The sequence below is a fragment of the Devosia sp. A449 genome, assembly GCF_054489375.1.
In genome coordinates, this window is record NZ_JBTMWU010000001.1 from 60,001 (window position 1) to 72,046 (window position 12,046).

General features: G+C 64.0%; 8 protein-coding genes (1 of these 8 cut by a window edge). 1 reads left to right on the forward strand and 7 read right to left on the reverse strand.

Translation table 11 applies throughout. The features are described 5' to 3' along the window. On the forward strand, positions 1-1,040 hold the 3' portion of the coding sequence (locus tag ACX3OW_RS00305) for a M23 family metallopeptidase (RefSeq protein WP_459093739.1). 940 nt of this gene lie to the left of the window's left edge; the window shows 1,040 of its 1,980 coding nt (coding positions 941-1,980); the start codon falls outside the window, past its left edge; its stop codon occupies positions 1,038-1,040. Between the two features lie 599 nt (positions 1,041-1,639). On the opposite strand, the gene ACX3OW_RS00310 is transcribed toward ACX3OW_RS00305, so the two are convergent. The 7 genes from ACX3OW_RS00310 to ptsP form a co-directional block, all read right to left on the reverse strand. After that, a complete protein-coding gene (locus ACX3OW_RS00310) occupies positions 1,640-3,127 on the reverse strand; it encodes an MFS transporter (RefSeq protein ID WP_459093740.1) in 1,488 nt (495 codons plus the stop codon). 30 nt (positions 3,128-3,157) lie between these two features. After that, complete coding sequence (locus tag ACX3OW_RS00315) at positions 3,158-3,496, reverse strand: VOC family protein (RefSeq protein WP_459093741.1); 339 nt, start codon at positions 3,494-3,496, stop codon at positions 3,158-3,160. A gap of 142 nt (positions 3,497-3,638) precedes the next feature. Further along, positions 3,639-6,242: an ATP-dependent chaperone ClpB gene (clpB, locus tag ACX3OW_RS00320; RefSeq protein ID WP_459093742.1), complete on the reverse strand. Its 2,604-nt coding sequence runs from the start codon at positions 6,240-6,242 to the stop codon at positions 3,639-3,641. A gap of 218 nt (positions 6,243-6,460) precedes the next feature. Beyond that, positions 6,461-7,192 (reverse strand): DUF4167 domain-containing protein, encoded by a 732-nt coding sequence (locus ACX3OW_RS00325; RefSeq protein WP_459093743.1) that lies wholly within the window; start codon positions 7,190-7,192, stop codon positions 6,461-6,463. 347 nt (positions 7,193-7,539) lie between these two features. Beyond that, positions 7,540-8,502, reverse strand: coding sequence for a N5-glutamine methyltransferase family protein (locus ACX3OW_RS00330; RefSeq protein ID WP_459094776.1), 963 nt, complete (start codon positions 8,500-8,502; stop codon positions 7,540-7,542). Beyond that, entirely contained in the window at positions 8,499-9,575 is a 1,077-nt protein-coding gene (prfA, locus tag ACX3OW_RS00335) for a peptide chain release factor 1 (protein ID WP_459093744.1), read from the reverse strand. Before prfA ends, ACX3OW_RS00330 begins: the two co-directional genes overlap by 4 nt. Positions 9,576-9,775: 200 nt before the next feature. Beyond that, positions 9,776-12,043 (reverse strand): phosphoenolpyruvate--protein phosphotransferase, encoded by a 2,268-nt coding sequence (gene ptsP / locus ACX3OW_RS00340; protein WP_459093745.1) that lies wholly within the window; start codon positions 12,041-12,043, stop codon positions 9,776-9,778. Between the last annotated feature and the right edge of the window lie 3 nt (positions 12,044-12,046).

Below are 12,046 nucleotides of genomic sequence, written 5' to 3' on the forward strand. Positions count from 1 at the left end.
TCCCCTCCACCGAATTGCCGGCCGGCGCGCGCCTGCGCATCCTGTTCGGGCCGTCGCGCACCTCCAAGACGCTCATTCCCTATCGCATGAGCATCTATCTGCATGACAACGCCAGCAACACCGACGTGCATCGCGCCACCGTGGCGCTGACCGACAAGGGTCAATATGTGCTCGGTCTGGCCCCGGCCGAGATCGAGTTCCCCGAGGAAGACACCGAAGAGGTCAACGTCGCCAATCTGCCGAGCGTCTATCGCTCGATCTGGGAAACCGGCCGCAAGCACGACCTCGACGACCCCACCATCGAACGCATCATCGGCATGTTCGCCTATGAAGTGGACATGACCAAGAAGATCGCTGCCGGCGATTCCATCGAAATTCTGGAAACCGCGCCCGATGCCGAGGGTCGCACCGACCTGCTCTATGTCGGACTGACGCTGGGCAGCACGACGCGCCAGCTCTATCGCTTCGGCACCAGCGACGGCGTTATCGATTTTTACGACGCCGATGGTGAAACCGGGAAGCGCTTCCTCACCCGCCGGCCGCTCGAAGGCGGCGGCACGCTGCGCTCGCGCTTCGGCTACCGCATCCACCCCATCTTCAAGACGCGGCGCCTGCATACCGGCGCCGATCTGGCCGCCCCCTCCGGCACCCCGATTTACGCCGCCGGCGATGGCGTCATCCAATATTACAAATGGCAGTCCGGCTACGGCAACAAGGTCGAGATCAGCCACGTCAACGGCTACGAAACCGCCTATGGCCACATGTCGCGCTATGTCGACGGCCTCAGCGTCGGCAGCCATGTGCGCCAGGGCCAGATCATCGGCTATGTCGGCTCCACCGGCCAGTCGACCGGCCCGCATCTGCATTTCGAAATCAAGATCAACGGCAATCTGGTCGATCCGCTCAGCGTCAAGCTGCCCAAGGACAATGTGCTGGCCCAGCGCTATGAAGGCCAGTTCGCCGAGACCATGGCCCAGATCAACGACCTGATGGCCCGCGACCCCGCCCCGGTCACCGTCGCCCAAGCCCCGACGCCTTAAGGCGTCGGGCCACTACTCTCGTTTCAGCCACATGGCCGCCCCACCCACGATGTCATCCCGGCCTTGAGCCGGGACCCATCCTGAGATGCCTGCAAAAATCATCCAAATTTGGCCAACCGTCATTGCCGGGCTTGTCCCGGCAATCCAGCGCTGGCCCAACATCCTGGACCACCCGGACAAGCCGGGTGGTGACGGTGTGGAAATCCCACCGGCGTCATTTCGAGGTGGCCCAGGCCTAAAATTGTTGCGACCCTATTGGCCCATCCAACCTCTGCACCCCTCACCCTAACCCTCTCCCCTGAAGGGGCGAGGGGATTTGGCCGGTGGGTAGACAACTATGGTGCCACTTGCACAAAGCTGTCCCCTCGCCCCTCAGGGGAGAGGGTTAGGGTGAGGGGTGCACAAGTCAGGGCGATCGACGCATCCAAGCGCCACCCGCGATGTCATCCCGGCCTTGAGCCGGGACCCATCCTGAGATGCCTGCAACGGCCCATCCAAATTTGGCCAACCGTCATTGCCGGGCTTGTCCCGGCAATCCAGCGATAGCCCAACATCCCCGGACCACCCGGGTGGTGACGGTGTGGAGGGAGCCGCGGCGCCTATCCTCCAAGCGACCCAGGCAACCGCCGCTCCAGCGTGAACCACGCCACCGCCGCCGACACCAGGCTCAGCCCCGCCGTAATGTAAGCAATGCTCGCAAACGCCGCGTCAGTCGCCGCCAGCCGCAGCGCCTCTTCGTCCGCGCTCAGCCCCGCCGCCGGTAACCCAAAAAAGATTGGCAATTCCGCTGCACTGCCCAGCGCCTGTTCGAACACCGGCGCGATCACCGCCCCCAGCAGCGCCACCGCCAGCAGCCCGGCCACCCGCGCCACCGCATTATTGACCCCCGAGGCAATGCCGGTATCGCCATCGGCGACCGAGATCATCACCGCCGTCGATAGCGGCGACACCACCAGCCCCATGCCCAGGCCAAGCAGCGCAATGCAGGGCATCACCGCCTGCCACACATCATGGCGCGGCGCCGTCAGGCCCAACCCCGCAAAAGCCGCCGCCACCAGCAGCGAGCCCAAGGCAATCAGCGGCCCCGGCCCGAACCGATCGGCCCATTTGCCGCTGAACGACGACAAGGCGGTCAACAGCACGCCCATCGGCAATAGCGCCAGCGACACCGTGGCCGGCGTTTCCCCCCAGCCGCCAATCATGGTCATCGGCAGATAGAACATGGTGCCGCCCAGCGCGAAATACAGCGCAAAGGTCAGCGCATTGGCGCCGGAAAAGCCGATATCGCTGAACAGCCGCAGCGGCAGCATCGGGCTCTTGGCCCGCCGTTCCCAGAACAGAAAGCCCACGGCCAGCACCAGCCCGCCACCGCACCACATTATCGTATGCGATAGCGGCGGCGTGCTCTCGCTGCCATCGCCGGTCAGCCCGTAGGCAATGCCCATCAGCGCCAAAGTCGCCAATATCGCGCCCACCCCGTCGAGACGCCGCCCGGCTTCGGGACGATCCGGCGCCACCTTCAGCCACAGCAGCGCCAGGGCCACGGCACCCAGCGGCAGGTTGATGGCAAACACCAGCCGCCAGCTCCACTCGCCCAATCCGGTCAGCACAAAGCCGCCAATGATCGGCCCGGCAATGGAGGTCAGCGACGCCGCCGTGGCCCAGATGCCAATGGCCCAGCCCCGCTCCTCGCGCGGATAGGCCTTGGCGATAATCGCCAGACTCCCCGGCACCATGAAGGCGGCGCCCATGCCCTGCACCGCCCGCGCGATCACCAGCACCAGCGGCGTCGGCGCCAAAGCGCAGACCATCGAGGCGGCGACAAACACTGCAATGCCGAGGCCAAATATCTTGCGCAGGCCAAAACGGTCGCCCGCCGCGCCGCCCAGCAGGATCAGCGCCGACAGGAACAGCAGATAGCCATTGCTCACCCATTGCGCGTCGGCCAGCGTCGCGCCGAGATTGGCCCGAATGGCCGGAATGGCGATGGAAATCACCGAGCCGTCGATGAAACCCATGCTCGACGCCAGAATCGCCGCCACCAGCACGAAAATGCGGCTTTGCGGGGCGGCGATATCCTGGGTCATGACGGGTCCGGGGCTCGATTTGGCGTTAGCCTATTCCCGCGCTGTCCACACCGCCATCTCGTTTCCACCCGGCTCGCGAAAATGAAACCGCCTGCCGCCGGGAAAATCGAACTGCGCCTGAGTAATCACCCCGCCCGCCGCCAAGACGCGCCGCTCGGCATCATCGAGATCATCGGTCCGCACGATGGCCATGGTCGCGGCAACCTTGCCTGAAGCCTGATCCACCCCGCCATCGATGCCGGCGTCGCTCAGCCCATCATAGTCGGGTCCGTAACTGACAATGCCCCAGCCGAAAGCCGCCTGAAAAAACGCGCTGCTCGCCGCCCGATTGGTCGAGGGGAATTCCACATAGTCGATCTTGTCAGCCATCGGTCTGCTCCAAATTATTGTTCGCTCTTTGTTCTAAATCAAACCGCATGAAAACCGCAAGAAAAATGCCAGCATGCTGGCAGCAAACCGGCAGCTTGCTGCCAGAAAAAAGGGCCGATCTTGCGACCGGCCCTTTGTCGATTTACGCGGCTTCCGCGACCCCGCCCGGCAGCAGCACGATGCCATCGTCATTGGCATCGATCACCACCCGGCTGCCGTCGGTCACCTGGCCGCTGAGGATTTCATCAGCCAACCCGTCCTGCACATGGCGCTGGATCACCCGCTTCAACGGGCGGGCGCCATAGGCCGGATCATAGCCTTCATTGCCCAGCCACTCGCGGGCCCGCGGCGTCAGCTCAAGCGTGATCTCGCGATCCTTGAGCAGCTGCTGCAACCGCCCGAACTGGATATCGACGATGGAGCCCATATGCTCGCGGCCCAACCGGTGGAACAGCAGGATCTCGTCGACGCGGTTGAGAAATTCCGGGCGGAACGCGGCTTTCACCATGTCGAGCACCTTGCCGCGCACCAGCTCCACCGACTCGCCGTCCTTGAGGTCGACCAGATATTCCGAGCCCAGATTGGAGGTCAGGATGATCACCGTATTGCGGAAATCCACCGTCCGCCCCTGCCCGTCGGTCAGCCGCCCGTCATCGAGCACCTGCAACAAGACGTTGAACACGTCCGGATGCGCCTTCTCGATTTCGTCGAACAGCACCACCTGATAGGGCCGGCGCCGCACCGCTTCGGTCAACACGCCGCCTTCGTCATAGCCGACATAGCCCGGAGGCGCGCCGATCAGCCGGGCCACCGAGTGCTTTTCCATGAACTCGCTCATGTCGAGCCGCACCATGGCGGTCTCGTCATCGAACAGGAACTGGGCCAGCGTCTTGGTCAGCTCGGTCTTGCCGACGCCGGTCGGCCCGAGGAACATGAACGAGCCGATCGGGCGATGCGGGTCCTGCAAGCCGGCCCGCGACCGGCGCACGGCCTTGGCCACCGCCGCCACCGCTTCGGACTGGCCGATCACCCGGGCGCCCAGCGCCTCTTCCATCTTGAGCAGCTTTTCGCGCTCGCCTTCGAGCATCCGATCCACCGGAATGCCGGTCCAGCGGCTGACCACACCAGCGATATCGCTGGGCGTCACCACTTCGGCCGCCATCACCGGATCGGCGCCATCGACGCCATTGGTTTCCGCCGATTTGATGCGCTTTTCCAGATCGGGAATGACGCCATAGGCCAGCTCGCCGGCCTTGGCCAGATCGCCCTGGCGCTGCGCGATTTCCAGCTGACTGCGCGCCGCATCCAGCTCTTCCTTGAGCTTCTGGCTGCCCTGCAGGCGTTCCTTTTCCGCCAGCCACTTGGCCGACATCACCTGCGCCTGCTCTTCGAGCGTCGCCAGTTCATTCTCCAGCCGGTCGAGCCTGGTCTTGGAGCCGTCATCATCTTCCTTGCGCAGCGCCTCGCGCTCGATCTTGAGCTGCATGATGCGGCGATCAAGTTCGTCCAGCGCTTCGGGCTTGGAGTCGACGGCCATGCGCAGCCGCGCCGCCGCTTCGTCCATCAGATCGATGGCCTTGTCGGGCAGGAAGCGGTCGGTGATGTAGCGGCTCGACAGCGTCGCCGCACTCACCAGCGCCGAGTCGGAAATCCGAATGCCATGATGCAGCTCGTATTTTTCCTTGAGCCCGCGCAGGATCGAAATCGTATCTTCCACCGTCGGCTCATCGACAAATACCGGCTGGAACCGCCGCGCCAAAGCCGCGTCCTTTTCCACATGCTTGCGATATTCATCCAGCGTCGTCGCGCCAACGCAATGCAGCTCACCGCGCGCCAAAGCGGGCTTGAGCAGATTGGACGCGTCCATCGCGCCATCCGCCTTGCCGGCGCCGACCAGTGTGTGCATCTCGTCGATGAACAGGATGATCTGCCCCTCGGCGGCGGTGACTTCGCTCAGCACGGCTTTCAGCCGCTCTTCGAACTCACCACGATATTTCGCGCCGGCAATCAAGCTGCCCATGTCGAGCGACAGCAGCGCCTTGTTCTTCAGCGATTCCGGCACGTCGCCATTGACGATACGGATCGCCAGCCCCTCGGCGATGGCGGTCTTGCCAACGCCGGGTTCGCCGATCAGTACCGGGTTGTTCTTGGTGCGCCGGCTCAGCACCTGGATGGTGCGGCGGATTTCCTCGTCGCGGCCGATCACCGGATCAAGCTTGCCCTCGCGCACATCCTGGGTCAGGTCGCGCGCATATTTCTTCAGCGCGTCATAGCTGTTCTCGGCCGAGGCGGAATCAGCAGTGCGGCCCTTGCGGATCGCCTCGATTGCGGCGTTCAGCGTCTGCGGCGTCACCCCGGACGACGACAGGATTTTGCCCGCGTCACTATCCTTCTCGACCACCAAGGCCAGCAGCAAGCGCTCGACGGTGACAAACGAGTCGCCGGCCTTCTGCGCCGCGCTTTCGGCGGTGTCGAACACCCGCGCCAATTCGCGGCTCAGATAAAGCTGCGAACCGTCGCCGGATACGGACGGAATTTTGTTCAGCGCTGCCTCGACGGCTGCGCGCGCGCCCTTGGGGTCGCCCCCGGCGCGTTCGATCAAGCCATTGGCCATGCCCTGATCATCGTCCAGCAGCACCTTGAGCAGATGGATCGGCGCAAATTGCTGATGGCCCTTGCCCAGGGCGTAGGTCTGCGCACTCTGGATAAAGCCGCGCGCCCGCTCGGTATATTTCTCGATATTCATGCAACTCTCCTGATCTCGCCCGCGGCCCGGCCCATCAAGGCACCAAAGCACACGGCGGAAGCGTCGAATGATGGAACGCCCGACCTGGCGGCACGGCTCCATCACAGAGCTATATGGGGAGTGATCCTGGAGGATAAAGGGGCGCGCCGCCACATCCGCATCGGCTCGGGCAGGCCCCAAGAAAAAGGCCGGACATTGCTGCCCGGCCTCTTTAAATCTTATTCCGCAGCACTCGTGGTGCCGGCGGTCAGGAAGGCCGGCAATTCGCCGACATCGGGCTGATCCGCCCCGGCGAGATCGCCGCCATCACCACCTGCTGGGCGGCGACGACGGGGCCGACGCTCGCGTGGCTTGCGGGCTTCGCCCTCTTCGGCCACAGCCTCGACGGCAGGCGCCTCGGCGCTGGCCTCGACCGGCGCAGCCTCGACGACGGCAGCAGCGGCTTCGCCTTCAACCCGCTCGGGGCGCGGCTGACGCTCAGGCCGCTCGCGGCGCTGCTGGCGTTCGCCTTCCGGGCGCTCACGCGACGGGCGCGGTTCGCGGGGCTGCTGCTCACCTTCGCCCTGCTCATCGCCATCACCCTGCACATATTGCTGCTGCGGCTGGGGCTGCGGCGACGAGAAGCGCGAGTTCATCTCGGGCATATCGTCATCGAAATCAGCGTCGTCCTGGCCTTCAGGGCGAATGCCGCTCTGGGCCTGCTGGGCGCTGGAGACGATGCGGAAATAATGTTCGGCGTGCTGGAGATAGTTCTCCGCCATCACCGAGTCACCGCTCGATTGCGCATCGCGCGCCAGCTGCAGATATTTCTCGGCGACGTGGGCGGCATTGCCGCGCACCTTCACGTCAGGACCGTTGCTCTCAAAATTGCGGGACAACGGATTAACGTGCTTGCGCCCACCATTACGGCTGCGCTGCCGGTTCTTGTTATTCTGGTTGTTGGGTCTCATCTGGTCGCTTTATCTAACTCTAGAAAAATAAGCGTCACACTGCTGGCGGGCCGGCTTGCTGCCTGGTCGGGCCAGTCCCTGGCGAAGCATTCCGCTTCGGGCATGGGGCTCTATCTGGCTTCATGAAGACCGAAACCGTCATCCGGCGGCAGCACCAAGTTCCGAACCTGTCCCGCGTCGTTCCAGCTCTGCCGGAACCGCGCTGCCTATGCAGCCTGGGGGATTGTCGGGTGGCTTGTCGCCGTGGCGCTCATGAAGCGCCGTTGACAGCACAGTCAAACTATAACGTTCGCGGCGGATTTGCCAGCATTAATTGCGCGATGTCCACCGCAGCACCGACGAATACCCTATAGATGGTGCGCCTCGACCACACGGTCAAGCCGATTGAGGTCACGATGCACCGTCACCGCCTCAAAGCCGGCCTCGAGAAACAATGCGCTGACGCTGGCGCCCTGATCATAGCCGATCTCGACCAGCACCCGCCCATCGGGCGTGAGCCAATGCTGCGCCTCACTGGCAATGACGCGATACGGCGCCAGCCCATCCGGCCCGCCATCCAGCGCCAGACGCGGATCGAAATCGCGCACTTCGGGGGCAAGGGTCTCGACGATAGAAGAGGTGATGTAAGGTGGGTTGGAGGTGATGACATCGAAACCCCACCTCTCCCCTGAGGGGAGAGGTCGACCCGTGGGGTCGGGTGAGGGGTTCAGATTTTGGGCTTGAGCCGAGAGGGTGAACCCCTCACCCCAACCCTCTCCCCTCAGGGGAGAGGGAGTCAGCGCCTCAAACCAGCTGCCCTGCCGAAACGCAATCCGCTCCGACACCGCATGCCGCTTGGCATTGGCCCGCGCCGCGTCCAGCGCCTCGGCGCTGAGATCCGTCGCCACCGCGCTCGCATCGCTCTGGCTGGCCAACACGGCAATCGGAATGCAGCCCGTCCCGGTACCCATATCGAGCAGGCGACCACCGGCCGGCAGCGCGCCGAGCGCCAGTTCGACCAGCAATTCCGTCTCCGGCCGTGGCTCCAGCGTGGCGCTGTTGAGGCTGAAACCCAGGCCGTAAAATTCGCGTTCGCCAATGATGCGCGCCACCGACTCGCCGGTCATGCGGCGCTGCAGTAGTTCGGCCACCCGCATGGCCGCCGCGTCATCAACCGGCTCATTCTCCCTCGTCGCCAGTTCCAGCGCACTCAGCCCCAACGCGTGGCCGGTCAGCAATTTGGCGTCACGCGCGGCGCTCTCGAAACCCTGCCGGCCAAGCACATCGCGCCAGCCCCGCCACAGCGCACCGATAGTTGGCGACAGGCTCAGTTACCCGTCTCCAGCGCCGCCAGCTGTTCGGCCTGGCTGGTGGTGATCAGCGCCTCGATCAGCTCATCCAGCGCTTCGCCGGCAATCACCTTGTCGAGCTTATACAGCGTCAGATTGATGCGGTGGTCGGTCACCCGGCCCTGCGGGAAATTATAGGTGCGGATGCGTTCCGAGCGGTCGCCCGAGCCGACCTGCCCCTTGCGCTCGGCCGAACGGGCGCTGTCGCGCTCCTCGCGCTGCATTTCATAGAGCCGCGAGCGCAGCACGATCATCGCCTGCGCCCGGTTCTGGTGCTGGCTCTTCATCGCCGAGGTCACGACCAGACCAGACGGAATATGGGTGATGCGTACCGCCGAGTCGGTGGTGTTGACGTGCTGGCCGCCGGCGCCCGACGCCCGCATCGTGTCGATGCGGATATCTTCGTTGCGGATTTCGATGTCGATGTCTTCCACTTCCGGCAGCACCGCCACGGTGGCCGCCGAAGTGTGAATGCGGCCCGACCCTTCAGTCTCGGGAACCCGCTGCACCCGATGCACACCGCTCTCGAATTTCAGCCGCGCATAGACGCCCTTGCCGGAGATATTGGCGATGATTTCTTTGAAGCCGCCCATTTCGCCGGCGCTTTCTTCCATGATGGAAACCTTCCAGCCATGGTTGGCGGCATAGCGCTCATACATGCGGAACAGGTCGCCGGCGAACAAAGCTGCTTCATCGCCGCCGGTGCCGCCGCGGATTTCGAGAATGATCGACTTTTCGTCGGCTTCGTCCTTGGGCAGCAGCAGGACGCGGACCGCCTGGAACAGATCCTCGAGCTTTTCGTCGAGTTCCTCGATTTCGGCCTCGGCCATTTCGGCCATTTCCTTGTCGCCGCTCTTGAGCAGCGCCTCGGCTTCGGCCCGGTCGCTCAGCGCCTTGTTATAGGCGCGGATCTCGCCGACGATGGGCGCCAGCTCGGCATGTTCCTTGGAGAATTTGACGAACTCATCCGGCCCCGCCCCGCCCGACAAAGCCGCTTCGACATACTGAAACCGCGTCTCGAGCGCGTCGAGCTTGTCCTGGGGAAGAGATGCCATGGGTCGGGTCTTTCAAGTCTGGAGCAGGCACGCTTTAGGGATATCGCGGACAGATCGCAAGGGTTGGCATGATATCGCCCTCCCACAGATCGTCACCCTCGGGCTTGACCCGAGGGCTCTGTACTTTGGGAATGACCGCCAAGTGTAGTGCCCTCGGGTCAAGCCCGAGGGTGACGATTCAGCTTTAGGCAACGCCCATCTCAAACCGGCAAATTCTGCTTTTCGATCCACTCTTGCAGCAGCTGCCGGATCGTCACGCCATCCGCGCCATCGCTGAGGGCAGCGCCCACGGCGAGCTGGATCGGCTTGAGATCGAGATTGAGCACCAGTTCCTTGATCGGCCCGATCGAGGCCGGCCCCATCGACAGCCGTGTCATTCCGATCGCCATCAGCGCCAGCGCTTCGAGCGGCTTGCCCGCCAACTCGCCGCACATGGTGATCGGCACATTATAGCGCCGCGCCGCATCGACCACGAGGCGGATGGCGCGCAGGCGCGGCATGCCGATGGGATCATAGGTCTTGGCGACGCGCGGATTGGCGCGATCCGAAGCGGTAAGGAACTGCACCAGATCGTTGGAGCCGATGGAAACGAAATCGGCCTGCGGCAGCAACTGATCCAGTTCGAACAGCAGCGAGGGCACTTCCACCATCACCCCCAGTTCGAGCCGGCTCGGCAGTGGCTTGCCGGCGCGGCGCTGCCGCTCGACTTCCTTCTGCACCACCATCTTGGTCTGGGTGAATTCAAAGGTCTCGGTGACCATCGGCACCAGAATCTTCAGCGGCCTTCCATTGGCCGCCATCAGCAGCGCCCTGATCTGCGTGCGCAGCAGCCCCGGCCGTTCCAGCCCCAGCCGGATCGAGCGGAACCCCATGGCCGGGTTTTCCTCGGTCGTTGAACGCTGGTAGGGCAGCACCTTGTCGCCGCCGATATCGAGCAGGCGGAACACCACCGGCCGGTCGCCGGCAATCGCCATGGCCTCGGCATAGAGCTCCATCTGCTCGCCCAGCTTGGGCAACTTGCTGGCAATCATGAACTGCAATTCGGTGCGGAACAGCCCGACCCCGGCGGCGCCGGTATCGTCCAGCATCGGCAGATCGGCCACCAGCCCCGAATTATGCAGCAGGGTGATATTGACGCCATCCTTGGTGATGGAGGGCTTGTCCTTGAGCGCGGCGTAATGCGCCCGGCGCTTGGCCGAGACCCGCACCTTGTCGACATAGCTCTGTTCAATCTCGGGCGTTGGCCGCAAATGCACCACCCCGGCCGCGCCGTCGAGAATGATGTTGTCGCCGCTCTCGGACATCGAGACGATTGATTCGGCCTGCCCCACCGCCACCATGCCCAGCGAACGCGCCACGATGGCCACATGCGCCGTGGTGCCGCCCTCTTCGAGCACGATGCCGCGCAGCTTGGTGCGGTCATATTCCAGCAGTTCCGCCGGCCCCATATTGCGGGCCACCAGAATGGCATTGTCGGGCAGGTTCTTGCGCCCGATGGCCCCGCCATTGCCGGTCAGCACCCGCAACAGCCGATTGGCCAGATCGTCGAGATCATGCAGCCGGTCGCGGATATAGGGATCCGTCTGGCGCATCATCCGCGCGCGGGTATCGTTCTGCACCCGCTCGACCGCCGCTTCCGCCGACAAGCCATTGTCGATGGCTTCGGTCAGCCGGTGCACCCAGCCCCGGTCATTGGCGAACATGCGATAAGTTTCGAGAATTTCCCGATGATCGGTGCCACCCACCATGTCGCCATGGTCGAGCATGGCGTCGATGGAGACGCGCATCTTTTCCAGCGCCGCTTCCAGCCGCAGCTTTTCCGCGTCGGTATCCTCGGCGATGAAATTGGACACCACGACGCGCGGATCATGCAGCACCACCGTGCCCAAAGCGATGCCATCGGTAAAACTGACGCCGGTGAACATGCGAGGCCGCCTGAGGTCGATATCGGACCCCGGCTTGATCAGATTGTCGAAATCCGAGGTGGCGATCATCTCAGCCAGAATTGTGGCCGTAGTCAGCATCGCCTCGGTTTCATCCTCGCCATAATGCCGGCGCTCGGCATTCTGCACCACCAGCACGCCCAGCGTCTGGCCAGCCCGCAGCACCGGCACGCCGAGGAAGGAATTATAGCGCTCTTCGCCGGTTTCCGGGCGATAGGCAAAGCCGGGATGGTTGGGCGCATCGTCAAGGCTGAGCGGCTCGGCTTCGGCCGCGATCAGCCCGACCAGGCCCTCACCCAGCCGCAGCGTGGTCATATGCACCGATTCGGCGGCCAGCCCCTTGGTGGCGAACAGCTCGAGCGCGCCATCGTCACGCAGCACATAGAACGAGCAGACATCGGCCCGCATATTGTCAGCGATCAGGCCTACGATCTTGTCGAGTCGGGCCTGCGAAGCCAGCGGCTCCGCCATCGTCTCGCGCAATTGCCGCAGCAGCACCCGTGGGCCGCCTATGGTCATGGCCATCTG